The following is a 26,431-nucleotide window of genomic DNA, read 5'->3' on the forward strand; positions in this document are numbered from 1 at the left end:
AAGTTCAAGAATTGATTTGGGGTCGTTACTCTCACTTAATTACAGTGTAAATCTACATAGGTTTGCCCTGTGGTCTAAATTATTGTTGTGTACGCAGCTCAAATTGTTGTGAAAAATACCAGTGGTTCGGTATATCCGATGAACGGCATCCCCTAGTGGCAAAGCGTATTTTTTATGAAAGTAAGGGCATAAAAAAAACCTCTATAAAGAGGTTTTTATCAAGTAGATTTGGTCAATTTGGTGTTTGTCTTTTTAGGTCAGTTAACACATTTGGGGGTTGTTAGCTGTTGGGGTTAAGTTCAAGAGTCGATTTGGGGTCATTACTATCATTTAATTACACTGTAAACCTACGTCGGAATACCTAGCTGTCTAAATTATTGTTGTGTACGTTAGGCAGCTTGTTGTGAAAAATACCAGCGGTTCGGTTTATCCGACGAACGGTAAGCCAAAAACCTATAAATTCTAATACTCGTCTAAATGTTCGGGGTATAAAAAGTTGTTGTACGGAAAACGCGTCACATGAATGTCGCGTACTTCGTCGTAGACCCTTTTTCTGAACTCGTCTAGGTTTTCTTTGTTCAGGGCCGATATAAAGAGGGCCTTGTCGCCCACACGCTGCATCCACGTTTTTTTCCACTCGTCAATCGTAAAATGTCTTTCGCTGCGTTCGGTAACCAAATCGTCCTCATCTATTTCGGCATGTTTGTAGAGGTCGATTTTGTTAAAAACCATGATAGTATTCTTGTCGGCACTATCGATTTCGTCCAATATTTTATTTACCGATTCAATATGCTCTTCAAATTGTGGGTGGGAGATATCGACAACATGTAGCAAAAGATCCGCTTCGCGAACTTCGTCTAGGGTACTTTTAAAACTTTCCACAAGTTGGGTGGGGAGTTTGCGGATAAAACCGACCGTGTCACTGAGTAAAAACGGCAAATTGCCTATGACAACCTTGCGCACTGTGGTATCTAATGTGGCAAAAAGCTTATTTTCCGCAAATACGTCGCTCTTACTGATAACGTTCATCAGGGTAGATTTACCCACATTCGTATATCCTACGAGTGCCACACGTACCAAAGCACCACGGTTACCGCGTTGGGTTTCCATTTGTCGATCGATCTTTAGGAGCTTCTTCTTCAATAAAGAAATACGGTCCCTTACGATACGTCTATCCGTTTCAATTTCGGTTTCACCGGGTCCGCGCATCCCGATACCTCCACGTTGGCGTTCCAAGTGGGTCCAAAGTCCCGTTAAACGGGGCAATAAGTACTCGTATTGGGCCAGCTCCACTTGGGTGCGTGCATAGCTCGTTTGAGCGCGTTGGGCGAAAATATCGAGAATAAGGCTGGTACGGTCCACAATTTTGCAGCGTAGTAGCTTTTCTATATTTCGCTGTTGGGCCGGGGTAAGCTCATCATCAAAGATTACCGAACCAATATCGTTCGCTTTGACAAAGGCTTCCACTTCTTCCATCTTACCGGTACCTATTAGGGTCTTGGGGTTGGGAACATCCATGCGTTGCACAAATCGTTTAACTACCTCGCCACCTGCGGTATAGGTTAAAAATTCAAGCTCGTCGAGATACTCGGTAACTTTGCCCTCGCTCTGTTCGCGGTTTATAATGCCGATTAATACGGCCTTTTCGTGATCTATGGTCTTCTTTTCTAACATATCGAAACTAAAATGCAAATTTAAGTAATACCGACCGAGCTATTTTCGTAAATTTAAGGTTCCAATCGAGAAATTTATGATTTTTTCATTTTTCAGAAAGAAAAAGGGAAGCCATTTAAACACCATTAGCTTTTATAACCTCGAGAATTTATTTGATACGATAGACGACCCTAAAACCCTTGATGACGATTTTACGCCAAAGGGGCGCAAAAAGTGGTCTCTTAGAAGGTACAAAAAAAAGCTGTACAAATTGGCCAAGACTATAGCGGAAATCGGGAATACGGAGACCCAAAGTCCGCCCGTCCTGGTCGGTGTGGCCGAAATTGAAAACGAACAGGTGATGCAAGACCTTTTGGCGAGCGAGCCTCTGGCCAACATCAGTTACGATTATGTCCATTACGATTCGCCCGACGAGAGGGGTATTGATTGTGGACTCATTTATCACAAAGATCATTTTGAGGTATTGTACTCCGAACCGATAGCCGTGTTGATTTATGAGGAGGATGAAAGACGGGATACCACCCGTGATATTCTTTACGTTAAAGGCAAGCTCAATAACGAACAGGTGCATATATTCGTGAACCATTGGCCGTCGCGTCGAAGCGGAAATACCACTACCGAGCACAAGCGGATGATTGCCGCCGAGACCATGATCCGGTTTATGGCACGTATCGAAGAAGAGGAGGCCGAGCCAAACTATATAATTATGGGCGATTTTAATGATGGTCCGCAATCGGATAGTATCAAAAAGCTTATCGACACCAAGACCCTCTACAATCCCATGGAAAAATTATTGACACCCGATAGGGGTAGCGCCAATTATAAGAGGTCGTGGATGCTGTTTGACCAGATTATGGTTTCGCACAGTTTTTTGAATTTTGAAAAAGGTACCCATAGTTTTGCCCATGCCAATATTTTTGATGAGCACTTTTTGACTGAATTTAAAGGGAAATATATGGGTTCGCCTTATCGCACCTATGTTGGGAATAGGTACTTAGGAGGGTATAGTGATCATTTTCCTGTCTATATCCAGCTAAAGTATAACGCTTAATAACGCCTATATACTTTTGATGTAGGCCTCATCGATAAGGTCGTCCCCGCGTAGGCGCAAGAATACTTGGGCAGTAGTGACCACATCAAGTTCGCAATAGGTAACAATACGGTCGATGTCGTTTTCTTCGTAATAGACGTGGCGTACCATACTGCCATCAATGTCTTGTTTGGGCGACGGTATGCCCAATATATTTGCCAATAGTTTTAAGGATGTAAAGTTTTTATAGTCGCCGAACTTCCACAGTTCCATGGTGTCTAAATGCGGGATTTCCCAAGGTTTTTTGCCAAACAGGTTGAGTTTGTAAGGTAACTGTATACCGTGTATGATCATTCTACGTGCGATATAGGGAAAGTCGAATTCCTTGGCATTATGGCCACAAAGTAAATGTCTTGGGGAGTTAAAATGACCGTCCAAGAGGTTTTTGAACTCTTTTAATAATGTGGCCTCGTCACCGTGAAAGGAGGTGGTTCTAAAAGTTTTGTTCTCCCCTACAAACCTGAAGTAACCGACGGAGATACAAACGATTTTGCCGAATTCCGCCCAAATGCCGGCGCGCTCGTAAAACTCTTCGGGGGTAAATTCATCCTTGCGTTGGTATCTTGATTTTTGCTCCCATAGCTCCTTTTTCTCATCGTTCAGGGCTTCGAAATTCGGCTCTTCGGGAACGGTTTCGATATCAAGGAAAAGAATGTGTTCAAGATTGATTTTATATAGCACCTTATTTTTTGTTTAATAGCAACTGAAATATACAAACTAATCCTGTTTGCCGCCAAATTTGTTCCCATACCACCTTCTTCCTTTCTGATCCTGGTGGGTGTTCATCGAAATAATGGAATCGCGTCCACTTTTTTTTGAAATTGTAACGTTTGGGGTTTGTAAACTATAATTATACGTATTTATCATGATGAAAAATCGCTTTAAAACAGGGTGCCGATTAATGGGCGGCTTGTCTGTGTTGGTATTGTTAACGGTCTTGGCGGCTTGTAGTAAAGATGCCGATATGGACAATGATTCCGAAGATAAAACCGATGTAATCGATGTGGTCGACGAAGCCGATGATACCGATAAAACTGACGAGAGCGATGAGACTGACGAAACCGAGGGAGTTGGAAATTCGCCATGTACCGATGTTGCCAATTATATTTTTAAGGAAAAGAACGGTTTGGTGAATGTCGAGTTTGAAAATGCACAGTTCCCTGATGGTTGGGTGCTAAAGGACGATGGTGATAGTTTTTCGGGAAAAGGCTATATGGTTTGGGAAGGAGATCAGTATTTAGGAAGCCCAGGTAAGGGAAAGACCAGTTTTAAAATTGAGATAAAAAATACGGGTACCTATCGATTTTTGTGGAAATCTGCGGTAAAATCGGGAAATAGTGGCTCAGACCACAACGATACGTGGCTACGATTTAACGATGCCGATGATTTTTATGCCCAGAAGGACGACAGTATCGTCTATCCGAAGGACACCGGAAAAACTCCCAACCCGGAAGGTGCATCAAAAGACGGATGGTTTAAAATTTACCGTAGCGGAAATAATCTCGATTTTAAGTGGCAGTCCAGTACTTTCGATAATAATGGGCATAATATTTATGTGGTGTTTGCGAAAGCGGGAGTCTATACCATGGAAATCTCAGCGAGGTCTTCCGGTCATGGTATCGATCGATTCATACTTTTTAATGATTTAATTACCCAAGCGGATGCCATTTCCGACGATGCAAACTTAAGCGAGACGAGGTGTAATTAAGCCGAAGGTCTTTTTTACCGTTTTAAGAGAAACCGACCCTAGCGTCGGTTTCTTTTTTTGCGAATGTGCTTGGGTTAGGTCGAATGCAAATGAAATATACGTTTTGATCGATGATTGGCCAAACGGCGAACGCATCGGGCGAATTTTTTGGAACAACGGACCAGGGGGTCGGTTTTTTTAAAAGAGCGATTGCTGTTTTACGGGATTTTCATGGTCTAGCAGCCATTTTTTCCGGTGCAGACCGCCGGCATAACCGGTTAAGGAGCCATCGGTGCCAATGACACGGTGACAGGGAACTATAATCCATAAAGGATTTTTTCCGTTGGCGGAAGCTACTGCCCGAATCGCCTTTACGTCGCCCAAGGTCTTGGAAAGTTCAAGGTAAGAGACCGTTTTGCCGTAGGGTATTTTTGATAAGGCCTTCCAAACACGTTTTTGAAAGTCGGTACCCGTGGGATTTAACGCAAGATCAAAGTTGTTCCGTTCGCCGGCAAAATATTCTTGCAGTTGACTTACGGCCGCTTCAAGGTTTTTCGGAATGACGGATGAAACGTTTTCTTCGGTATTCAGCACAATTATGGAAGCCAGGCCATTGGCATCACCTTCAAGTTTGGCTATGCCGAGGGGGGTGCGAATAAAGGCGGTTTCCATAGCTTGTGGTATTTTTGGTGTTGGTGGGCCATTGGAACGGCCCCGAAATCTACTTGTCGAGTATTCCAGTGCGTTTTGCACGGGTTTCCCAATTTTTTCGAGCTAGCTCCTGCAGGTCGGCAACATTGTCGCTCTCGTCCATTATTTCTAAGCCGAGAAGGGTTTCTATAATATCTTCCATAGTCACTAATCCACTTACTGAGCCATATTCATCCACAACAAGGGCAATATGTATTCTTTTGGAAATGAATGTATCGAAAAGGCGTGGTATGGGTGTATTTCTTTCGGTGATTAAAATTTCTCGTTTTATTTCTGAAAGAGGCGTGTTCCCATTGTTATTTACCATTTCCTCCAAAATCGTATCCTTCAGCACAAAACCGTCTATATGGTCCATTTTATCGCCATATACCGGAATACGTGAAAAACGCATTTTAGGGTTGTCCGCAAAAAATTCCGCTATTGTTTTACTTTCCGGAGCAATTTTCATCACGGCCCTTGGTGTCATTACATCCTTGACCAATACTTGGTCAAAACGTAATAGGTTTTTTATTATGGTCGATTCAGATTTTTCGAAAACACCTTCTTCGCGGGCCATATCGGTCATGGCGGTAAAATCTTCCCGGCTTAAGACGCTGCCGTGGTGGCCTTTGCCGCCTACAAGTTTGGTAAAGATCTGCAGAACCCATAAGAGTCCCGTATACTTTAAGGCAACGACCATAACACGTAGGGCCTTGGCCGTAAAATTGGCCAATTGTCGCCAATAGGTGGCGCCAATGGTTTTAGGTATGATTTCCGAGGCTACCAAAATGAGTATGGTCATCAAAGTAGATACCACACCTACCATGAGGTCTTCGGTAAAAGCAATTCCGAATATACGGCGTGTGGTGGTGCCGTACAGTTCCGCGTAGGCTACCTTGGCCTGTACCCCTACTAAAATGGCTCCAACGGTATGGGCAATGGTATTAAGGGTCAAAATGGCGATTAGTGGCTTGTCTACATCCTTCTTTAGTTCTTCTAAAATTAAGGCATAGGCTTTTCCTTCCTTTTTCTTGACGTTTACGAAGGTGGGGTTGATGCTTAGTAACACAGCTTCAAGAATGGAACAGAGGAAAGAAAAGAAAATCGATACGAAAGCGTAAAAAATTAGTAAGCCCATAAATCGGTTTTATCTTACGAAGATACCAATTATTAGAAAACGAAATGCACTTATTCGATAGCGAGCCTAGCTTGATAGAAAACCTGTTGCACGGCCGGACGAATATTGAGGTCGTAGATCTGTCGATGGGAACGGGAGGGATATACCCGGTTGGAAAGGAAAATATATACCAATTGGTTTTCGGGGTCGGCCCATACGAAAGTCCCTGTAAAACCACTGTGTCCAAAACTGTCGGGACTTACTTCGGGAGCTGGGTATGCCTTGGAGAGGGCTAGCTCCGCATTGTTCAATAAGGGCTTGTCGAAGCCTAGGCCTCTTCGGTTATCGTTTTCTGGAAATTGTACGCGGGTAAATTCCTCGATGACAGCTTTTGAGAAATAGCGTTTGCCGTTATACACGCCATATTGCAGGTACATCTGCATTAGTTGGGCCAAATCGGTAGCGGAAGCAAAGAGTCCGGCATTGCCCGACACCCCACCCAGCAAGGCTGCGTTTTCATCGTGTACCCAAGCGTGTGTCAGGGCCTTTCTAAAGGTGGAATCTTGCTCGGTAGGCACGATAAAATTCGTATACGATTTTAGCTTAGGATTAAAATTTACGGTATTTAAGCCGATTGGGCCATAGAAATTACTTTGTAAATACTCGGAGAATGATTGGCCAGTTAGTTGTTGTATGAGATCAGGAAAAATAAGGAAGGCCAATCCGGAATATCTATAGCTTTTTTTATCTGAAACCTGAGATCGGTCGATGAGACGATGTGCTTTTTTTATAAATCTGCTTTTAACATAAATGTTATCATAGGCGCGTCGTCTAAAGCGTGGATTTGGTTTGGTTCTCACGAAGCGTTTTTTTAAGGTGCCATTTTTTTTTCGCACGGTGTTCAGTAGCACGATATAAGGTTCTAGGCCGGCTTGGTGAGCCAAGATTTGCCGTAGGGTAATATCGCGTTTGTCCTTCCTCTTGCGCCAGGGTTTCCAATAGGTGCTAAAAGCTTGGTCAAGGTCGAGTACGCCTTCGTCAACGAGTTTCATCAAGGCGGGAAGGGCCGCCGTAATTTTGGTGACCGAGGCTAGGTCATAAATGTCGTTCAGAGCAACGGCCCGAATGCTGTCATAAGTATGATAGCCATAGGCTTGGTGGAAGATAATCTTCCCGTTCTTGGCGACCAATACTTGGGCACCCGGAAAGGCCTTCTTTTTTATACCGTTTGTTATAATTTTTGAGACCTCGGAGTATATATAGGAAGAGTCCAAACCCACCTCCGATGGATGCGCGTACGTGAGTACATCCTCGCCTTTGTCCAAGTTAAGGGGTATAGGTCCATCTTCCTGCGCTAACATTACGTTTAGTGCGAAAATCAGGAAGATGGAATATAGCTGTTTCACGATCGCATAACTTTGTGGGTCGGTTTAATCTAACAAGCGAATAGCATCTTTGGCAAAATATGTCGCAATGATATTGGCGCCGGCTCTTTTCATGGCGGTCAATTGCTCCATTACTACGGCATCGTGGTCTAGCCATCCTTTTTCTGCGGCTGCTTTTACCATGGCATACTCGCCGCTTACTTGGTATACGGCAACGGGTACATCTACTTCATTGCGAATTTCACGTACGATATCTAGGTAGCAGAGTCCGGGTTTTACCATAACGATATCCGCTCCTTCATCGACATCCATTTCGGTTTCCTTTAGGGCTTCAAACCGATTGGCATAATCCATTTGATAGGTTTTTTTGTCCTTGGGGACGTTCTTTACATCCACGGGAGCCGAATCTAAGGCGTCTCTAAAGGGGCCATAGAAGGCACTGGCGTATTTGGCACTGTAGCTCATGATTCCGGTATTGATAAGGCCTTCATCTTCTAAGGCCTCACGAATCGAAAGGATACGACCGTCCATCATATCGCTCGGCGCAACAAAATCTGCCCCGGCCAAGGCATGGGAAACGCTCATTTCTGCCAAAAATTCTGAAGTTTCATCATTGAGGATCAATCCGTTCTCCACTATACCATCATGGCCAAACGAAGAATAGGGGTCCATGGCGACATCGGTCATTACCAACATGTCCGGACATGCGTTTTTTATGGTTTTTATGGCACGTTGCATGAGTCCGTCATCGTTGAGGGCCTCGGTGCCTTTATTGTCCTTGAGCTCGTCCGGTACTTTTACGAAAAGCAAAACGGCATGTAAGCCCATATTCCATAGTTCCTTGATCTCGGTTTCTAGAAGGTCGAGGCTCAATCTGTAATAATCCGGCATAGAGGCGATCTCTTCTTTGATGCCCTTGCCTTCCGTCACAAAAAGCGGTACCAGAAAATCCTTGGGAGATAAAATGGTTTCGCGTACTAAATGTCTGATGGAATCGTTTGTTCTTAATCTACGGTTTCTTCTAAGTGGGTACATACTTTTGCCTATTTTTGAATACCCAAAGTTACTTATTATCCTCCTAAAAAACAGAAAACGGACCAACTCTTGACGCAACTTATAGACCTCCTAAAATTTAAGTTTGAATGGCGTAGCTATCAGCAGGGTTTTCTAGATAATTTCGAAGACCATATAGAGGATAATCATTTGCATGTGGTGGCCCCTCCTGGCTCAGGAAAGACCATTTTAGGATTGGAAGTGCTGCGTAGGGTCAATAAGCGCACCTTGGTCTTGGCGCCCACACTGACTATTAGGAACCAATGGAAAGACCGATTGGTATCGTTTTTTTTAAAAGACCCTTCGTTTTCCGATTATAGCATGGATCTTAGGGTGCCTCAACTTTTGACTTTTTCTACCTACCAGTCGTTACATGCATTAAGCAAACGTTTTGCTGGCGACGGAGAGGATTCCCTGTTGCAATTCATCACGAAGAATGGTATAAAAACCATTGTGCTGGATGAGGCACATCATTTAAAAAACGAATGGTATAAATGTCTGATGGCCTTAAAGAAAATCAAGGGCTTGACCGTTATCGCGTTGACGGCAACACCGCCCTATGATAGTTCAGGAGGGGAACTCGAAAAGTACTTTGAGCTCTGTGGTCCTATAGATGATGAAATTGCCGTACCTGATCTTATAAAGAACGGAGACCTTTGTCCGCATCAAGATTTTGTGTATTTCTCCAAACCTTCAGAGGCACAGATAAAATCTATTGTCACGTATAGGGAGAATATTATTCGGTTTATGAGTGAACTGAAGGCCGATATAGGGTTTCAAAAGCTTCTTTTGGAGCATCCCTTTTATGCGGAAACCGAAGATAGACTTGAGGAAATTTATGCCAAACCTTCGTTTTTGTCGGCCATCTTGATTTTTCTGAATTCCGCAGGGGTTCAGATTGATAAAGAGAAATTGCTATTTCTCGGTTTTGAGGGCAAAACGGTTGAGTTTCCCGCGCTTACGTATGAATGGATAGAGTTGTTGTTGCAAGAGCTCTTGGTGGTCCAGCGTGAAGGGTTGATCACATACGAGTCCATCTTGAATAAGATTGAAAAGCGACTGGCCCGTATTGGGGTATACGAAAAGAAAAGGGTAAATTTTGTTGGAGATGAGCGGCTCTATAGGACTTTGGCGAGTAGTTCTAGTAAATTGAGAAGTATTCATAATATTCTTGAGGAAGAACACAAGGTGCTAGGCAATCGCTTGAAGGCGGTAGTACTTACTGATTTTATACGAAAGGAATTTTTAGAATTTAAAGGGGAGGCGACGCGCCCACTCAATAAATTGGGAGTGGTATCTATTTTTCAGTACCTCCGGATAAAATTCGGGCAAAAGGATGATTTGGCCATTCTTACGGGCTCTCTAGTGGTGCTTCATAAAAAACTAACCGCCGATTTTGAAGCGTTGTTGGGCGATGATGGGGCCATTGGTATGAAACCCATGTCTTCGGATCGCGATTTTGTAGAGATTTCGGTTTCGGGGACTCACAAGAATAGGATTGTAGGGGTGGTCACCCGGCTTTTTCAGTTAGGGAAAATAAAAATACTCATTGGTACAAAATCCCTTTTGGGGGAAGGTTGGGACGCCCCTGCTATAAATACCTTGGTATTGGCGTCTTATGTTGGGTCTTTTGTGTCTTCAAACCAAATGCGGGGTAGGGCGATTCGAACCGATACCAATGACCCCGACAAGAGTGGAAACATTTGGCACTTGGCTTGTTTGGACCCTACTGCGACCGATGGCGGTAAGGACTTGGAAAAACTAAAGCGGAGGTTTACCGCTTTTTCAGGGGTTTCTATAGTGGGCGAGGCTTATATTGAAAATGGACTGGATAGACTGCAGCTGCCAGAACTCTTTAGTGGGGAAGCCCAGCTTGACGAACTGAACAAAACCATGGTTGATTCGGCCTCAAATCGCGAAACGTTAAAGGGGAGGTGGCATGAGGCTATAGATAAGGGTAGTGTGCTGGTAAGGGAGGTGAAGATACCCTATGCGGGAAAAACGCCTTTTAGAAAAGCCAAAAAAATGCGTTCGGTAGATGCGGCACAATATCTGCTTATTGAGGTGGTCGCCGGTTTGGGGCTCTTTCTGCCTGAGTTTCTGATGAAGAATATAACAACGCTACTGAACAAGGGTGTTTTTGCCTTTATGTATTTTTTATTGGCGGGTATAATCATTGGTTTTGCCCCAAAAACCTATAAGGCCCTAAAGCTGTATTTCTTATTCGGAAACGCTTTTAAGAAGACCAAGAAGATAGCTAATGCTTTGTTAGACTATCTCATGCAAACAGGGCAGATCCATACGGAAGACTCTAGGGTTTCCGTTTCGGCCGAACAGCAGGCCAATGGTGCCTTTGTTTGTTACCTAAAAGGAGCTAGTAATTACGAATGTAATTTATTTGTACAATTGCTGCACGAAATACTGGCCCCTGTTGAGAATCCGAGGTACTTATTGATCGGCAACCATGGGTTAAAGAAAAAATGGGGTATCCGCAAGTATTATGTAGTACCACAAAGCTTAGGGAGGCGAAAAGAAGATGCCTTAAGCTTTCATCGCTTTTGGAAGAAGCACGTAGACGATTCAGAACTCCTGTATACACGAACCCGGTCGGGTAGAAGGGAACTGCTAAAGGCGCGTTTGGCCCATGTGGTTTATCAATTTAAGGAGGTTTCCGAAAAGACGATTACTTGGAAATAGCATCTTCGGTATGTTCTTTACAGCGTAGCAGCTGGTCCACTTGTTTACCATAACCATAGGCCGACCATAGGCTGGAATCCCTTTTTATGGCCGCCGCATCTTCATCTTCATCGATATACCGTTTGGTCGCTTGAACCAAAGGGTGGTCGAAATCACTGATTGGGACAATCGAGTTGGGTCCTGGGATGCTGATTTGATCTTCATAATCGTAGCAGAACACCAGTACTTTATCCCCTACTGACACATCTAGGTTGTTAAAGCAATCGGAAACAAAGTATTTTTGATTGGCGTAGCCGTGACTTTCCAAAGGCTTTATCTTATAGACTTCCTCAATGGCTATGGTCCCGCGTTGGGAGATATACAGTGGGGCGGCTTCATTGGTCGGGGAGTCGATTTGTGTGACGATACCAGAAAATACCAATCCGTATTCTTTTCCGCAGTAGCCGATGAAGGGGCCTGATTCTTCCCACCAATAGGTGTAGCCAACGTTTAGGGTGTCTTGGGTAAAGACAATGTCTAGGTCGCTTTTCGTTTTTTTCGACTGGCAAGACGATAAAAAACATAGGGAAATAAGGAGGTAGGTGGTAGAATGGACTACCCCCGAAAAGAAAAAACGCAACGGTTTTTGCTTACTCATGATCCCCGGATCGATTTTCTTTTTGCTTACTCAGCGAAATGATTTCTTTCAGACGCTGCTTACGGTTCAACTTTTCTGATTTGAGCTTGTTTTTCTTTCGGTTCAGAAGCTTGGTGTGTTTGGCCTTGTTGGCCTTGTTCTTTTCTTTGCCTTTTTTTGACATAATGAGGCCTTATAAATTTATACCCAGTCCTTGGGAGACTTAAGAATGTTGAGTAAGCGCTCTTCTTTACTTCCGCTTTCCGGCTGGTGATCGTAGCGCCATTGAACATGGGGAGGCAAACTCATTAAAATGCTTTCTATTCTCCCGTTCGTCTTTAGGCCGAACAAGGTGCCTTTATCGTGAACCAAGTTGAATTCAACATAACGTCCTCTTCTGATTTCTTGCCAGTCCCTTTGTTCAGAGGTGTAGTCCAGATTTTTCCTTTTTAAAACAATCGGTACATAACTTTCTAGAAAGCTGTTGCCTACTTCGGTTACGAAATCGTACCAATTCTGCATGTCCATCCCTTCGGTAGCCTTGCAATAGTCGAAAAAGAGTCCGCCTATACCACGAGCTTCATTTCTGTGGGCATTCCAAAAGTAATCGTCACATTTCTTCTTGTAGGTCGAGTAGAAATTGGGGTCATGTGCATCGCAGGCGGCCTTGCACAAGGTATGAAAATGAATGGCATCTTCATCAAAAAGGTAGTAAGGGGTTAGGTCTTGTCCGCCGCCGAACCATTGATCTACAATGTTTCCTTCCTTGTCGTACATTTCAAAATACCGCCAATTGGCATGAACGGTGGGTACCATGGGATTTTTCGGGTGTAGCACCAAACTCAATCCACAGGCATAAAAATCGGCATCTTCAACACCAAAGTAGCTTTGCATGCTTTTGGGCAAAGCGCCGTGTACGGCAGATATATTTACCCCTCCTTTTTCAAAAACGTCTCCGTTCTCGATGACGCGGGTACGTCCACCGCCACCTTCCGGCCGCTCCCATAGGTCTTCGTGGAACTTGACTTTACCATCGATTTCCTCAAGTTTGTTGGTAATCGAATCTTGAAGGTTTTGAATGTAGCTAAAGAATTTGTCTTTCATCAAGAGAAATGGTTTTATGCGAATCGGCTGTAAATTTACGACTTACGGGGGAAGCTATGAAGCGATATGCTCGACAAAAGCGGTTTATTTTAGTAAGCTGCGATTTTATACCGAAAGCACATAGAGCTCCATGTCAAGAGGGGCTTCATTAGGCGGGGTGTGTTCTTTGGGGAGTTGCTTTCGCCATGTGTAGCCGCATTTTTCGGCAACTCTTACACTACCTGTATTGGTTTTATGGGCGATGATGTTGAGTGTCTTGAGTCCTAATTCCTTAATGGCGTATTTCGATAAGGTATCTACGGCCAGCGAAGTGATGCCCTTTCCTTCGTATTGATATCCGATGCAGTAGGCCAATTCGGCCTGTCGTTTTTCCCAGTCCAGTTCCTTGATATAGACAAGTCCGATAAGGGCTCGGCTTTCATTGTCTTTTAGCACAAAAAGAAACTCCTCCCTTTTCATGTACTCGCGTACCTTTTCTTCCACAAAGATTTGCGAAAGGGTGGGATTTAGGTTTGCGGCCAAGGTTTTTGGAAAGTAGCGCTGTAAACGCTTGGTGTTTATTGTTACGAAGTCGCACATACGCCAAGCGTACTTTTCATGTATGGGTTCTATGGAAAAGTGTTCGAAAAGGGCAATCTGGGCGTTTTCGTTTTCCATAGTCGGTGCGGGTCTAGCTTACGGGCTTCCACTCTTTTACCGCGTCGATAAAAGCTTTTGCGTTCTCTACGGGAACGTTGGGCAAAATACCATGGCCGAGATTGGCGATATAGCTGTCTTTACCGAATTCATTGATCATTTGCGTCACCATCTTCTTTATTTCGGAAGGAGGAGAGAGCAATCGGGCCGGGTCAAAATTACCCTGTAAGGTAACTTTTCCTCCAGTGAGGTATCGTGCGTTTCGCGCGGAGCAGGTCCAATCTACACCAAGAGCGGCCGCTCCCGATTTGGCCATGTCGCCTAGGGCGAACCAGCAACCTTTACCGAATACGATAACGGGACTTTCGTCTTTTAGGGCGTCGATGATCTGTTGGATATACTGCCAAGAAAACTCATTGTAATCGGTGGGGGATAACATACCGCCCCAAGAATCGAAAACCTGTACGGCGTCTACGCCGGCCCTGATTTTCGCCTTTAGGTAGGCAATGGTGGTATCCGTTATTTTTTGTAAAAGTTCGTGGGCCACTACCGGTTGGGTAAAGCAAAGTTCTTTGGCCTTGTCGAAGGTCTTGCTTCCTTGTCCTTGTACACAATAGCACAGAATGGTCCAGGGTGATCCGGCAAAACCGATTAGAGGTACTTCGTTGTTCAGTTTTTCCTTAGTAAGCTTTATGGCGTCCATTACATAGCCCAAAGCCTCGTTCACATCGGGAACGATAACGCTATCAAGGTCTTTTTGAGAGCGAATAGGGTTGGGTAGGTAGGGGCCAAAGTTCGGCTTCATCTCTACTTCGATATTCATGGCCTGGGGTATGACCAGGATGTCGCTAAAAAGAATCGCGGCGTCCATACCGAACCTGCGAATCGGCTGTACGGTAATTTCCGAAGCCAATTCAGGGGTCTGGCAGCGCGTAAAGAAATCGTATTTCTTTCTGATTTCCATAAACTCGGGAAGATATCTTCCGGCTTGGCGCATCATCCAAACCGGTGGACGATCAACCGTTTCGCCCTTTAGGGCCCTAAGAAAAAGGTCGTTCTTTAGTGACATAGGTGTATTTTGATTCCCTTAGAAGGGGAAGTCCGTTTTTTTTTATTCCAATCGTAAAACAAATTAATCCTTACCGTAGGTCTGGTTCACCAACTCGATAACGCTCTCTACCGTAGGAATTTTGGCTACATAAACCGTTTCAAAGTGTTTTCTTGCCTCCTCGGCCGTGGTATCCCCAATGCAGTAAGCCACTCTGTTGTCAGGGCTGTTCTTTAGCAAATAGCTGGTAATGGTCGAGGGGCTGTAAAACATAATACCTTCAACACTATCCTCCACTTCTGCGGGAGCGTGTTTGGTGGTATAGGCTTCGATTTCCCTTACCTTAATATTGTTCTCGGCCAAGACGGTGGGCAGGTGGTCAAGTCTAAGGTTGCTACAGAAATAAGTAACCTCGGTTCCTTCCATGTACTCCACCAAATAATTGGCCAAATTTTTAGCGTCTTTTTCTTGGTGCTTTACAGGGCCGATATAACGCTTGATCATGCGTTTGGTCTTTCCGCCTACACAATAGATATTCTTAAACTTTAATTCTTCGGGGGATACGCTTTTTAAAATCGCCTCTACCGTATTCTGGCTCGTGATGATTACGTTTTGAATTTCTTTCTTTAGGATAAGACTGGAAATTCGGTTGGGACTGATTTTGATAAAATCTTCCGATTTCACCTTGATGTCTTGGTCAAAAAGGTTGATTTGATCAGGGGTGAGGGTTCTCGTTGAAAATATTTTGGTGTTTTCAACAATGTCCGTTGCGTAAGTCATAAGTAACTTCCCTCCGCGGCTAAGGATGCTGTTCGCACAGTCTTTGGCCAAGTAGGAATGCTTGCCCAAGGGGGCCGTGAACTCGGCCTCTAGTTTTTTCTTGCCATCAATGGTCAGGAGCACCCCTTTAAGGGTTACTTCGTTTTCTTTGCTAATGGTCGCCAATGCCCCTATGGGAGCCGAACAGCCTCCTTCTAAAATACGAAGGAACTCACGTTCGAGTTTGGTACATATTTCTGTTGGCTCATGGTTGATTTCGGCACAGGCTTCGCGAATAAACTCGTCATCTTCTTTGGCTACGACCATTATGGCACCTTGTGCGGGTGCTGGCACCATCCAGGTGAGGCCAATGGTGTTTTCGGGTTCGAGACCGATGCGTTCAAGCCCGGCGGCGGCAAAAATGGCACCGTTCCAATCGTTGTTCTCGAGTTTTTCGTACCGGCTATTGATGTTGCCCCTAAGGTCGACCACTGTATGGGTCGGGTAGCGGTTGAGCCATTGTGCCTTTCGGCGAAGGCTTCCGGTAGCGATTATAGCATCCCTTTCGCCCATGAACTCTTCGTTCTTTTTAAAGGCCAGTATGTCAAGAAAGTTGGCGCGCTCCAATACGGCGGCCTGTACGATGCCTTTTGGAAGGGCCGTCGGTACATCTTTCATACTGTGTACGGCTATATCGATATCGCCATTAAGCATGGCCACGTCAAGGGTTTTGGTAAAAATACCGGTAATGCCCAGTTCGTACAGTGGTTTGTCAAGAACCAAGTCTCCTGTAGATTTTACGGGAACCAATGTAGTTTTATGACCTAAAGCTTCAAGTTTGTTTTTAACGGTATTTGCCTGCCATAGCGCTAATTCGCTATCGCGTGTACCGATTCGTATGACCTTGCTCATGGAGTGTCGAGTTCGAGTTGGAAGACTTTTTGAATGAGTTCTAGACTGGTGTCAGAATCGACATTGTCGTCTTTGAGATGATTAGCGAACTGCTTTGTTATTTTTTGAATGATTCTATTGGATATTACGTCGGCCTGTTGCTCGTTGAAGTCCGATAGTTTTTTGGACTGATAGTCCATTTCTTCGTCTTTCATTGTTTTGAGCTTCTTTTTCAAGGCCTTGATGACGGGGGCGAATTTACGGGTTTCAAGCCATTGGATGAAATCACCTTTCACCTCGTCTATAATAATTTCCGCTTCGGGAATAAATTGCTTTCTGCGCTCTAAGGTGTCGTCGGTAATTCGGGAAAGCTGATCTAAGTGTACCAAAGTAACATTGTCAAGATCCTCTACATTGTCGGAAACATTCTTCGGAATGGAAAGGTCTAAGATCAAAAGGGGCTTCTTGGTATGGATGAGCTCTTTTGATATGGTGGGCGATTGCGCACCTGTTGCTACGATAAGCACGTCGGTAGAACGAATCTCGGTTTGTAGGTCTCCGTAATCCTTGACCACCAAATGAAATTTACCCGCAATTTTTTCCGCCTTGTCCTTGGTACGGTTAATAAGGGTAATATGTGTATTTTTCGTATGCTTGATCAGGTTCTCACAGGTGTTCCGGCCAATTTTACCCGTACCGAAAAGCAAGATGTTCTTCGCCGAGATGTCGGCAACGTTCTCCATAATATAGCGTACCGATGCAAAGGAGACCGATGTGGCGCCCGAAGAAATTTCGGTTTCGTTCTTGATGCGCTTGCTGGCTTGAATGACCGAATTGCAAAGGCGTTCGACGAACGGGTTTGCAATGCCGTATTTTTTAGAGCGGTTGAAGCTGGCCCTCAATTGACTGATGATTTCAAAATCGCCCAAAATCTGGCTATCTAAACCGGTACCTACCCGAAACAGATGATTGATGGCATCGTTGTTCTTGTAGATGTAGGCTACCTCTTGAAACTCCTCGACGGAGCCGGAGGTGTTATCGCAAAGTAATTTGATCAGTTGAAAGGGGTGCTGGGCAAAACCGTTAAGTTCGGTGCGGTTACAAGTAGAAGTTACTAAGAGGCCGTCAATGCCCAATTTTTTGGCTTCCACCAAAATGTTCTCCATGGCAGCATCGTTTAGGCTGAATTTGCCACGTACCTCGGCGTCAGCTTTTAAGTAGCTAAGGCCAATGGTATAGAACGAGTTGTTTTTTGAAATATGGTAATCTTTCATGAAAGCTTTTCAAAGCGCACACAAAAATAAGAGGCTTATGCTTATAAAAGTAACGCTAGAGGAACAATAAGTGTCGTTTAGGGTTTTTTTAGTTGTATATGGATATAAATCCGTTGAAAACCAGTAATTTTGTAGGAAACACTGCGCTTTACGGCGCATCTATTTAGAATGTTTCTAAATAGAAACCTGCCAATTCTTGTTTTATATGGAAGGAAAAAATATCGCTCAAGGTTCATTTCAGGAAGTGCTTATCGAAGACGGGTTTTATGTGCTTAAAATTCAAAACGATACCGCTGAAACCCAACATGTAGTGCGTGATATCGACAGTAGTTATATTCAGTTTCATTTTTGTTTGAAGGGAAAGGCCCGATTTGTATTCAATCAGGGCAATTACCATCTTGAGGTTTCTGAAGAGAATTCATTACTGCTTTACAATACGCAGATCGATTTGCCCATGGATTTGAAATTGGAGCCGAATTCGTGGTTGGTCTCGGTAGTCATGACGATCCGGAAGTTCCATTCCCTGTTTTCGAAAGAGGCGGATTACATACCGTTTTTAAGTGCGGAGAACAAAGATAAAAAGTACTATGCCCAAGAAGGGGTGAGCCCGGCCATAGCTGTAATCTTAAGCCAGATGATGAATTACAATCTTCATCCTTCCATTAAAGAACTCTATATCAAGGGTAAGGTTTACGAACTTATTTCCTTATACTTCAACAAAAGTGATGATGCCGATATCGAACAGTGTCCGTTTTTGGTAGATGAAGATAACGTGAGGCGTATTCGAAAGGCCAAGGAAATAATCATTGCACGTATGGCGGAACCACCTACGCTTACGGAACTTTCCGAAGAAATAGGTTTGTCGCTCAAAAAATTGAAAGAGGGTTTTAAGCAAATATATGGCGACTCGGTGTTTAGCTTCTTGTTCGACTATAAAATGGAATATGCCCGTAAAATGCTGGAAACGGGTCAGCACAATGTAAATGAAGTGGGACTAAAAGTTGGCTATAGCACGGCAAGTCACTTTATTTCGGCTTTTAAAAAGAAATACGGTACCACCCCTAAAAAATATTTGATGGCTTTGGCCAACAATGGATAATTTTTATGGGTTTACTTCTTCCTTAAAACCGGTGCTCCGATTTCAAATGTTGGCGATTTTGTTAATAACCTTCGATAAAACGCATATTTTTATCGATGAAATTCCTGAATTTTGTATTTAGAGAAACTATAGTCGCTAATTCATCTTAAACACTTCCCTTTGAAAATGAAAGAAAGACCCCTTGTAGGCCTGCTTTCTGCATTGTTTGTATGTATATATTTCTTCTTTGTTGCCTGTGAAAAGGACAAGAGTGACGATGCCGTTACCGTGGCAACCGATGTAGAGGCTCCCCATCCTCCCAAAAACCTAGAACCTGTTCATGTTACCGATTCTTCCGTCACCGTGGCATGGCAAGCTTCAAAAGACAATGTTAAGGTGGTACAATACGTGGTCTATCTAGATAGTGTTGAGGTGTCTCGCGATTCTATTACTACCTATCATGCCAAAAACCTGAAGGCAGCTACCGAGTATATTTTCGCCGTTCGTGCTGCCGATGCCGCAGGTAACAGTTCTAAGTTCAGTGAGAAAATAAAAGTGCTTACCGAGGCGGCCGTACAAGAAGATACCTTGATAAAAAACGATACCCTTAACGATTATAGTTCCGTGCTCATGGCGCCAATACTGTCGGTCGATAGTGTATCGTCAAATATGGTCAGGCTCAAGTGGGCCCTAGATATTAATGCCTCGGCGGTCAAGGAATACAGGGTGTTTCAAGATACGGTCCAAATCGCCAGTGTTGATAGAAAGTGGTATCAAGTGCCCCAGCTTAATGCCGGTGATACGTATAGTTTTAGCGTGGCGGCGATCGATTTGATCGGTAAGGCTTCAAAACCGAGTAATGTGGTGGAAGTCGAGCTTCCTCTCGAAGAGCTTCCGCAGAAAGATACCATATCGCCTTCCGTTCCTGTTGGGCTTGGCGTGGCCGAGGTAAAGAAGAACGGTCTGAAACTATACTGGCAGGCCGCTACCGACAATGTGGGGGTTACTTCCTATTCGGTCTATAAGGATACTACTTTGGTCGGTAAGGTTGGTGATACGCTTTTGTTGCTTGATAATTTAGAGGGGGGCACGGAATACCATTTTAGGGTAAGTGCTTTAGATGCTGCCGAAAATGAATCCCAAAGCAGTGAAGCTCTTATGGTCAAAACCTTGGAGGGTACCAACACCGATAGCATCGTATTAAGGGCGCCCAAAGATGTACGCCTTGCCGAATTGGGAGCTACTACGGCGAGTTTTACATGGTCGGAGACCAATGATAGCATACCCATTTCGGGCTATTCGGTCTATCTAGATGCAGCTCTTGTGGCCAAGACGCCCGAACCCGAATATATGGCCAAAGAACTAAGTCCTAATACGGCATATGCCATTTCGGTGGTGGCTAATGATAATTCAGGCAATACATCGGAAAAAAGTGATCCCTTAAGTTTTACGACCTTAAGTGAAAGAGTGGTGTCGAAAGATACGATCGCTCCTACGGTACCCAAAAATATTAGTGTAGAAGCCCTTACGTCCTCTTCTTTAAAATTGAATTGGGCGGCATCGACCGATAGTGTCGGTGTGGTCAATTATAGAATTTTTCAAGATGGAAAACCTATAACATTGGAGGTTGATACCCATTACGCCATAACGGGGCTTGATGCCGATACGGAGTATGTGTATACGATATCGGCACTAGATGCCGCCGAAAACGAATCGCCGGCGAGCGTGCCCTTTTCCGTAAGAACCGAAAAAGAAGAAGCTCAAGAAGAGGAGGATACCACCGCTCCCACGGTGCCAGGCTCTTTGACTGCCGATACAATTGGTCAGGTTGCGATAGATTTGGGTTGGGATGAGGCATCGGATAGTGTGGGCGTGTCGGGCTATAAGTTGTATATGAACGGGGAGTTTTTTGCGACAGTAACCCAGACGCGGTACCGAGTGTTGAACTTGACCCCCGGAACGGAATATGCGTTTTCCGTTTCAGCTTTTGACGTGGCTGAAAACGAATCTCAACAAAGTGGACTTTTGAAAGTGACGACTGAGGCAGAGGTGTACGTTGATGACGTGCCTCCCTCGGCGCCGGGCGATTTAAGGGCGGAAGATATCACCGAGGGCAGTGTTGCCCTTTCATGGAGTACCGCTACCGATAATATCGGTATCACCGAATATATCATTTACCAAGACGGACAAAAGATCCAGACGGCTACCGCTACGGGCGCATCTATAAACGGACTCGCACCGGCTACCTTATATGGTTTTACCGTTTCGGCCGTTGATGCCGCACAAAATGAATCGCGGCAAAGTGAGGCGATTCGTGTTACTACCTTGCCAATACCTGAAACAACGGATAGGGTCTTGGTGTTTACCAAAACGAGCGTTTTCCGTCATGGTTCGATAGATAAAGGGGTCGCTACCTTAAAGGCTTTGGGCGATGCCAATGATTTTGAAGTGGACCAAACCGAAAATGGAGACGATTTTACCCTTAACAACTTGAGGCGATACAAGACCGTGGTCTTCTTAAATACTACGGGCGATGTTTTAAACGACGTTCAACAAAAGGCTTTTGAAAATTACATTCGATCTGGGGGTAGTTTTATGGGGGTACATGCGGCAACCGATACCGAATATGATTGGCCTTGGTATGGCAAGCTGGTAGGTGCTTATTTTAATGGTCACCCTAGCATACAGGAAGCTAGCTTGAACGTAATCGATCACAACCATGGTTCTACTAGTCATTTGCCAAGCAATTGGGTTCGAACGGAAGAGTGGTATAACTTTAAAGACATCAATACCGATATAACTCCGTTGATACAATTGGACGAGTCTACTTATAAAGGAGGGACCAATGGTGCGTATCATCCGTTCTCTTGGTACCATGTTTATGATGGGGGAAGGGCTTTCTATACAGCGGGCGGTCATTCCAATGCATCTTACGACGAACCGGAGTTTAAACAACATTTACTTGGGGGGCTCATTTACTGTTTGGGTCGATAATGCTTTAAAAGGGGCGAAAAGCTACAACCGACCGGAGAGTCGGTGTTGTGATGAATTTTCCTAAACGGCTACGGTCAACGGGGCGATGAGCGTTGTTAAACTTTCGTCAAAAGGTAAATAGAAGGGTATTTGGGGTTCTATCTTACCAACAACAAACTGATCGGTCGGTTTGTGTTGGGGTCTTAAGGGCATTATTTGGTAGGTCTGGCCACCATAATTCCCGTATTTTTCTTGATTTTCTTGAGGTATTCGGCAAGGGGTTTTTCGGAGACCTCTACTTTCATCGACCCTGTTGAGGCGTGTAGCAAATGAATGCGTCCGTCTTTTTCCCGTGTAGCAATTCCGGTATGGGTAACGTCCAATCCGTTAATGGATGTGGTCAAGGCGATGATATCTCCGGTTTGGATCAAATGTTCGTTGGCCTCAATTTCATCTTGGGGCAGAATGCAAATCGGTTGATGGTTAAGGTAGTTTTCGGAAGCCTTTACTTTTTCAAAATTCTTATCATCGCTTAAAAACGGATAAAGGTCGCGATGCGTACTCATAAAATTGATGGGTTTGGTGATTTCCTTCCCGCCAATTTCAGAGGTAATATCCCTTAATAAGCCTTTCTTTTCGTTATTGGCGATCCACTCCGAAAAGTAATGGAGCCGTGAAGCGTAGCCATCAAGCTTACCATCTTTATATCGAATGTTTTCAAGGGTTTCCGTAAAATCATGGAAGCCTGTTTTTTGCTTTTTTAGCATAAGGCCAAAGGCCAAGACGTTTTCGACATAAGTGGTGCAGTCTAGGCCCTGCAGGTTGATCACTAGGGTTTCCGTTTCTCCGATCTCTAAAGTTTTGGCAACGTAGGGTGTATCCATAAACGTTTTGCCAATGGCCACAATGGTTTTTCCAAAGTCCTTTTCCAATAGGCCGTCAATAGCAATGAGTTTATTCTCTACGGCTTGCTTATCGGCCGGCGAACAGGTGATTTGTTGGGCTATACCTAGGATAGGGCTTAGAATACAGCATAAAAAAAAGATACATCTAGACATAGTATAAAAATACAAATTAAAACCCGTGATGGCCAAAGAGTCCATAACCATTAGGTCTGTAGATATCGGCACGTCTTCGGTCCTTTAATTCAAAGGCTTCGGTGATATAGCCAATGACCTCTTCTTCGGTGTCGGTATCTTCAATGCGCATGGCTTCACTTTCATAAAAAGGTTGGGTCTGTAATTCCTTTTCATCTTCAAAGACCAATAAGTGCATGGAGAAATTCTTGTCGTAATCTTCGTTGGTGCGTTTTTTAAAGTAGTATCCAACATATGTTTTTCCCTGAAACTGTAAAGTTTTATGGGCTGTAAAGACGACCGAGTCTTTAGCCTTGTTATATTTTGTGTCTTCGTATAGTAGGGCTTCGGCCAAGTGCTGTTGGGAGTTATAGTCGGCGGGAAAATAACGCAGCATTCGCGATTCCTTAAGTTTTTTGAACAAAGGGAGCCTGCCGTTTATATCGGAAGCCAGGTCCGATAAGCGTTCGGGAGATACCTGCTGCCCGTTTTTTAGTAATAAGGCAAGGTAGGTCGCTTGTACGCTAGGTTCTTCTACAAGTTCGAGTTGGTCAAAGAAATGTGCCACCGATTTGTCCGTATGGAAGGGATAGAGCAAGGTGATATAATTTTCTAACAGAATTGTATTGGCCTTACTCGCACCCAGTTTGTAGAAGTCATCGTTGATATGTGCAAGGTCGCTTCCCAGTTGTCTTTTGATAAGGGTTTTGGCATCGTTTAGAATCTGGGTTTTGTACTTTTTGTATAATTTGGGTTTGATGGTATTTTGGGTGAGCAATTCGGCCAATAAGGAAAAAATAGGGGCCTTGTATTCTGGGATGGAGCTATAATCCAATAGTTTGGGGTACAATTTTTTGGCCAGCTCCAAATTTTCTCTATAAGGTTTGAATATAAGACTGATGTTGAAGGTGTTCGATAGCAACGGCAAATCGGTCTCCATTAATTCTAACAGTAGTTTTGTGGAGGCCTCATCGGTCTTTTTGGCAATTTCTTGAAGGAGCACGGCCTGTGCTGTGGAGTTATTATATGATTTGGCATAGAAAGTTTTGTAGAAATCGGTAAGGTCAAGGCCTTTTAGTTGGGCCAATTTCCGAATCAGGTACAGCTGGATGTGTCGGTCTTCCCGGTTTAGGTCATATTCCGAAATGTGCTTTTTGAGTAAATCGGCATGTTTGGGCTCGAATTTTATAAATCGGTATCCGTCAAGGGCTATACTGTCATTTTCGCTCAAGGCCTTAAAGAACTCGGGTACTTTGTCTTCAAGCAAATCCCGTCCGATTAGGGTGTCTTTCGGCACAAAGTTGTTAAAGAACTCGTTGACGAAGGCACTCGGTTGACCCATGGTATCCACTACGGCCTTTAGTTCGTAAAGGAGTCCGTTGTTGATGATGTTCTTGACCAAAATGCCCCTAGTGCTGGCCGTGTCGGTCAAGATCATTTGCAGTTCGTGATATCCTTTAGGGGAAGTTTTGGTCTCTTCTCCAATGATATTGTATTTTTTATGTGCGTATAGCTTTTTACGCAGGGCCCAGACCGAATCTATATTCTTGAACATTAAAAAATTGTGCGATTTATTCAGTTCTACGGACACGGCTTCCCCATTTTCGTTTTGGTAGACCGTCTTTTTGTAAAAGGGGTCATAGGGTTTTACTTGGGGCGCGCCACTGTAATACTTGGTGCTGCTCTCTACGAATTTAGGTGGTTTTACCGTGCTTTTTGTACTAAAGTATAGGGCGGTATCTATAACGGTTTCAAAAGGTTTTGTGCTTTTGCCTTCTTTGAGTTTGAAGGATTCAAAAAATGCATCGGCCTCTTTTTGGGTCCGACCGACCATGCCTAAAAGGTAATATTCGCCCTGGCGCAAGGTGGTCATAAGATATAGGCGTTTTTTAGGGATGGCGTCAATTTCGGCCGATGAGAGGAGCTTCCTGCCTTCAAACGGACCGTAGTCGGGTTTTAGCTCTAAGTCTTGGTAAAAGCGTTTCTGTATTTGCTTTAGTTCAAAGGTATCTACTTCGATAAAATTGAAATCGTTTAAAACTGATTTATGGAGAAAGTAGTAGTTGTCCGCAATCGAGTCATAGCCTTCTATCCAGCGGTCACCGTTTCTACTGCGATTGGTAAAGCTGTACAGCGAGGGCATTCGTACTTCAAAATCGTCGTAGACCGAGGAAACCGTTTTAGAATCCGGAATGGAATCGGCCCTAAATTCTAGACTATTGAAAATCCGATCTGAAAATTGGGTGACGTAATCGCCTTCCCCGCCCATTTTTATGATGACCAGTTCTAAAGGGGTTTCGAAAATCTGATAACGTTGGTGGTCTCCGTTTTTTAACAAGTTTTTGATGTCAAGCCCGGCAAACGGACCCCTCTTGATCGGTTTTTTTTCCAGTATTTTTCCGGGAATGTTCTCGAATAGCAGCTTGTCGATCTCTTCTAAAGAGAAAAGGGCGTCCTTCTTTAAAAAAGAATAGGTAGGAATGCGGTTGATAACCACAAAACTCCCGTTGGCCAAGTCTGGAGAGACATAGGTAGTTTTTCCGATATCGGAAACCGGATATAATTTGTTGGGCAGGTCAACGCTGAAAAAATCGTCTTCCGGGCCGTAAGTGCTGTATTGGTTTTCCCTTTTCTTCTGTTCAAACTTCAGTTTTAGTCTCTTTCCTTTGGAAGTAGCCTTCGAAACCAAGGGTTTTACGGTATATCCTTTTTTTCTTAAAAGTGAAATAACCCCTTCTTCCCCGGGCAGATGTGCTGCACCGATACCGGCAAACACCTTTCCTTTTTGCATTATGGAATCCATTCTTTCGGCCATGTTGGCATTGCGGATGTACAGCATGTTCTTCATGTAGTGCGAGGTATACATGGCATGGTCAATAGAGTCCAATAAAGCTATGTTTCGGGTTCTGTAGGCATCTTGAAGCAGAAACATGGGGTCGGATTGCTGCATCTTTTTTTGGAGCCACTCGTCGGGTTTCTGTTTTATGGCGTTTAAACTGGCCCGCCCTACCAAGGCGGCGGATTCCTCCATATCTTCAAGGGCGATGATGGGTTTGTTGAACTTTTTGCCCGCTTGATAAATGAACATATCAAGATAGGTTTCTTCTTCAAAGTTTTGAGAAAGTTCATTGGTGCGATAGAGAATGTTGTTTACAATGCGGTCTTCGTAGGCCAAGTAGGCCCCCAACACTTCTTTTCTGGGGTTTTCTACTTTAAACGATCGGGCGTAGAAGCCTTTGGTTACAAATCCCGCTTCCGCGCCATAGGGACTCCCGCCTATGAGGTTTTCCTTTTCGAGCCAAAGTCCCGGATCCGATTCCAGGGCGACCATATCACTTTTGTCCAAGGCGTCGAAAAAGACATCGTCTAGGCGAAAGGCAATCTTTTTACTGACGTGCATGGTGCCATATAGGTACGATGTTTTCTCTAAGCCGTTTCCTGAAATTTCCCAAAGGAGACTGTTTTCTTCTTGGGCCTTGACCGAAAAAGAAATAAGCAATAGAAAAATCGATACGAACCGCATAAATGCTTTTTTGATGAGGGGTATGTGCAATAGCTTCAATTTACGCCGAAAAAACTGGCG

At 44.1% G+C, this 26,431-nt stretch carries 20 protein-coding genes; 5 read left to right on the top strand and 15 right to left on the bottom strand.

What is annotated here, in order from left to right:
- Positions 1-462 precede the first annotated feature (462 nt).
- Complete coding sequence (gene hflX / locus B4Q04_RS04305; RefSeq protein ID WP_013993209.1) at positions 463-1,674, bottom strand: GTPase HflX; 1,212 nt, start codon at positions 1,672-1,674, stop codon at positions 463-465.
- A 76-nt stretch (positions 1,675-1,750) separates the two neighbouring features.
- Between hflX and B4Q04_RS04310 the strand changes: the two genes are divergently transcribed.
- Positions 1,751-2,725 carry an endonuclease gene (locus tag B4Q04_RS04310; protein WP_088696079.1) on the top strand — a complete coding sequence of 325 codons (975 nt, stop codon included), beginning with the start codon at positions 1,751-1,753 and terminating at the stop codon, positions 2,723-2,725.
- A gap of 6 nt (positions 2,726-2,731) precedes the next feature.
- On the opposite strand, the gene B4Q04_RS04315 is transcribed toward B4Q04_RS04310, so the two are convergent.
- Complete coding sequence (locus B4Q04_RS04315) at positions 2,732-3,445, bottom strand: 3'-5' exonuclease (protein WP_088696080.1); 714 nt, start codon at positions 3,443-3,445, stop codon at positions 2,732-2,734.
- Between the two features lie 184 nt (positions 3,446-3,629).
- Between B4Q04_RS04315 and B4Q04_RS04320 the strand changes: the two genes are divergently transcribed.
- A complete protein-coding gene (locus B4Q04_RS04320) occupies positions 3,630-4,472 on the top strand; it encodes a hypothetical protein (protein WP_236630965.1) in 843 nt (280 codons plus the stop codon).
- A gap of 177 nt (positions 4,473-4,649) precedes the next feature.
- Here B4Q04_RS04320 and B4Q04_RS04325 read toward each other — a convergent pair whose 3' ends face one another.
- Genes B4Q04_RS04325 through hemB form a run of 4 tightly spaced genes read right to left on the bottom strand, consistent with a single transcriptional unit; the run spans position 4,650 to position 8,678 of the window.
- Positions 4,650-5,123, bottom strand: coding sequence for a methylated-DNA--[protein]-cysteine S-methyltransferase (locus tag B4Q04_RS04325; protein WP_013993213.1), 474 nt, complete (start codon positions 5,121-5,123; stop codon positions 4,650-4,652).
- A gap of 49 nt (positions 5,124-5,172) precedes the next feature.
- A complete protein-coding gene (locus B4Q04_RS04330) occupies positions 5,173-6,279 on the bottom strand; it encodes a CNNM domain-containing protein (protein WP_088696081.1) in 1,107 nt (368 codons plus the stop codon).
- A 50-nt stretch (positions 6,280-6,329) separates the two neighbouring features.
- A complete protein-coding gene (locus tag B4Q04_RS04335) occupies positions 6,330-7,664 on the bottom strand; it encodes a serine hydrolase domain-containing protein (protein WP_236630966.1) in 1,335 nt (444 codons plus the stop codon).
- 24 nt (positions 7,665-7,688) lie between these two features.
- On the bottom strand, positions 7,689-8,678 hold the full coding sequence (hemB, locus tag B4Q04_RS04340; RefSeq protein ID WP_088696083.1) for a porphobilinogen synthase: 990 nt from the start codon (positions 8,676-8,678) through the stop codon (positions 7,689-7,691).
- 69 nt (positions 8,679-8,747) lie between these two features.
- On the opposite strand from hemB, the gene B4Q04_RS04345 reads away from it, so the two are divergent.
- Positions 8,748-11,393 carry a DEAD/DEAH box helicase family protein gene (locus B4Q04_RS04345; RefSeq protein WP_161496039.1) on the top strand — a complete coding sequence of 882 codons (2,646 nt, stop codon included), beginning with the start codon at positions 8,748-8,750 and terminating at the stop codon, positions 11,391-11,393.
- Here B4Q04_RS04345 and B4Q04_RS04350 read toward each other — a convergent pair.
- The 7 genes from B4Q04_RS04350 to hemA all read right to left on the bottom strand — a co-directional run bounded on the left by B4Q04_RS04350 (position 11,380) and on the right by hemA (position 17,721).
- Complete coding sequence (locus tag B4Q04_RS04350; protein WP_088696085.1) at positions 11,380-12,030, bottom strand: hypothetical protein; 651 nt, start codon at positions 12,028-12,030, stop codon at positions 11,380-11,382. The genes B4Q04_RS04345 and B4Q04_RS04350 overlap by 14 nt on opposite strands.
- Positions 12,023-12,193: a hypothetical protein gene (locus B4Q04_RS22810; RefSeq protein ID WP_013993219.1), complete on the bottom strand. Its 171-nt coding sequence runs from the start codon at positions 12,191-12,193 to the stop codon at positions 12,023-12,025. The genes B4Q04_RS04350 and B4Q04_RS22810 overlap by 8 nt, the downstream gene beginning before the upstream one ends.
- Positions 12,194-12,210: 17 nt before the next feature.
- A complete protein-coding gene (gene hemF / locus B4Q04_RS04355) occupies positions 12,211-13,113 on the bottom strand; it encodes an oxygen-dependent coproporphyrinogen oxidase (RefSeq protein WP_088696086.1) in 903 nt (300 codons plus the stop codon).
- Between the two features lie 105 nt (positions 13,114-13,218).
- Complete coding sequence (locus tag B4Q04_RS04360) at positions 13,219-13,770, bottom strand: GNAT family N-acetyltransferase (RefSeq protein WP_088696087.1); 552 nt, start codon at positions 13,768-13,770, stop codon at positions 13,219-13,221.
- A 13-nt stretch (positions 13,771-13,783) separates the two neighbouring features.
- On the bottom strand, positions 13,784-14,818 hold the full coding sequence (gene hemE / locus B4Q04_RS04365; protein WP_088696088.1) for a uroporphyrinogen decarboxylase: 1,035 nt from the start codon (positions 14,816-14,818) through the stop codon (positions 13,784-13,786).
- A gap of 63 nt (positions 14,819-14,881) precedes the next feature.
- Entirely contained in the window at positions 14,882-16,468 is a 1,587-nt protein-coding gene (gene hemC, locus B4Q04_RS04370; RefSeq protein WP_088696089.1) for a hydroxymethylbilane synthase, read from the bottom strand.
- Positions 16,465-17,721: a glutamyl-tRNA reductase gene (hemA, locus tag B4Q04_RS04375; RefSeq protein WP_088696090.1), complete on the bottom strand. Its 1,257-nt coding sequence runs from the start codon at positions 17,719-17,721 to the stop codon at positions 16,465-16,467. The genes hemC and hemA overlap by 4 nt, the downstream gene beginning before the upstream one ends.
- Positions 17,722-17,926: 205 nt before the next feature.
- Between hemA and B4Q04_RS04380 the strand changes: the two genes are divergently transcribed.
- Complete coding sequence (locus B4Q04_RS04380) at positions 17,927-18,820, top strand: helix-turn-helix transcriptional regulator (protein ID WP_013993225.1); 894 nt, start codon at positions 17,927-17,929, stop codon at positions 18,818-18,820.
- Between the two features lie 165 nt (positions 18,821-18,985).
- The gene (locus B4Q04_RS04385) at positions 18,986-21,793 is read left to right on the top strand and encodes a ThuA domain-containing protein (RefSeq protein WP_088696091.1); all 2,808 of its coding nucleotides are present in this window, start codon (positions 18,986-18,988) and stop codon (positions 21,791-21,793) included.
- 191 nt (positions 21,794-21,984) lie between these two features.
- Here B4Q04_RS04385 and B4Q04_RS04390 read toward each other — a convergent pair whose 3' ends face one another.
- Both B4Q04_RS04390 and B4Q04_RS04395 read right to left on the bottom strand, forming a co-directional pair.
- Positions 21,985-22,830 carry an N-acetylmuramoyl-L-alanine amidase-like domain-containing protein gene (locus B4Q04_RS04390; protein WP_088696385.1) on the bottom strand — a complete coding sequence of 282 codons (846 nt, stop codon included), beginning with the start codon at positions 22,828-22,830 and terminating at the stop codon, positions 21,985-21,987.
- A gap of 16 nt (positions 22,831-22,846) precedes the next feature.
- Entirely contained in the window at positions 22,847-26,371 is a 3,525-nt protein-coding gene (locus B4Q04_RS04395; protein ID WP_088696386.1) for a TraB/GumN family protein, read from the bottom strand.
- Positions 26,372-26,431: the final 60 nt, after the last annotated feature.

It is taken from the genome of Zobellia sp. OII3, from assembly GCF_002211465.1.
GTDB lineage: Bacteria > Bacteroidota > Bacteroidia > Flavobacteriales > Flavobacteriaceae > Zobellia > Zobellia galactanivorans.

Coding starts and splice junctions, on each gene's coding strand:
- hflX (WP_013993209.1), bottom strand. CDS start 1,674: ATGTTAGAAAAGAAGACCATAGATCACGAAAAGGCCGTATTAATCGGC.
- B4Q04_RS04310 (WP_088696079.1), top strand. CDS start 1,751: ATGATTTTTTCATTTTTCAGAAAGAAAAAGGGAAGCCATTTAAACACC.
- B4Q04_RS04320 (WP_236630965.1), top strand. CDS start 3,630: ATGATGAAAAATCGCTTTAAAACAGGGTGCCGATTAATGGGCGGCTTG.
- B4Q04_RS04325 (WP_013993213.1), bottom strand. CDS start 5,123: ATGGAAACCGCCTTTATTCGCACCCCCCTCGGCATAGCCAAACTTGAA.
- B4Q04_RS04330 (WP_088696081.1), bottom strand. CDS start 6,279: ATGGGCTTACTAATTTTTTACGCTTTCGTATCGATTTTCTTTTCTTTC.
- hemB (WP_088696083.1), bottom strand. CDS start 8,678: ATGTACCCACTTAGAAGAAACCGTAGATTAAGAACAAACGATTCCATC.
- B4Q04_RS04350 (WP_088696085.1), bottom strand. CDS start 12,030: ATGAGTAAGCAAAAACCGTTGCGTTTTTTCTTTTCGGGGGTAGTCCAT.
- B4Q04_RS22810 (WP_013993219.1), bottom strand. CDS start 12,193: ATGTCAAAAAAAGGCAAAGAAAAGAACAAGGCCAACAAGGCCAAACAC.
- hemF (WP_088696086.1), bottom strand. CDS start 13,113: ATGAAAGACAAATTCTTTAGCTACATTCAAAACCTTCAAGATTCGATT.
- B4Q04_RS04360 (WP_088696087.1), bottom strand. CDS start 13,770: ATGGAAAACGAAAACGCCCAGATTGCCCTTTTCGAACACTTTTCCATA.
- hemE (WP_088696088.1), bottom strand. CDS start 14,818: ATGTCACTAAAGAACGACCTTTTTCTTAGGGCCCTAAAGGGCGAAACG.
- hemC (WP_088696089.1), bottom strand. CDS start 16,468: ATGAGCAAGGTCATACGAATCGGTACACGCGATAGCGAATTAGCGCTA.
- hemA (WP_088696090.1), bottom strand. CDS start 17,721: ATGAAAGATTACCATATTTCAAAAAACAACTCGTTCTATACCATTGGC.
- B4Q04_RS04380 (WP_013993225.1), top strand. CDS start 17,927: ATGGAAGGAAAAAATATCGCTCAAGGTTCATTTCAGGAAGTGCTTATC.
- B4Q04_RS04385 (WP_088696091.1), top strand. CDS start 18,986: ATGAAAGAAAGACCCCTTGTAGGCCTGCTTTCTGCATTGTTTGTATGT.
- B4Q04_RS04390 (WP_088696385.1), bottom strand. CDS start 22,830: ATGTCTAGATGTATCTTTTTTTTATGCTGTATTCTAAGCCCTATCCTA.
- B4Q04_RS04395 (WP_088696386.1), bottom strand. CDS start 26,371: ATGCGGTTCGTATCGATTTTTCTATTGCTTATTTCTTTTTCGGTCAAG.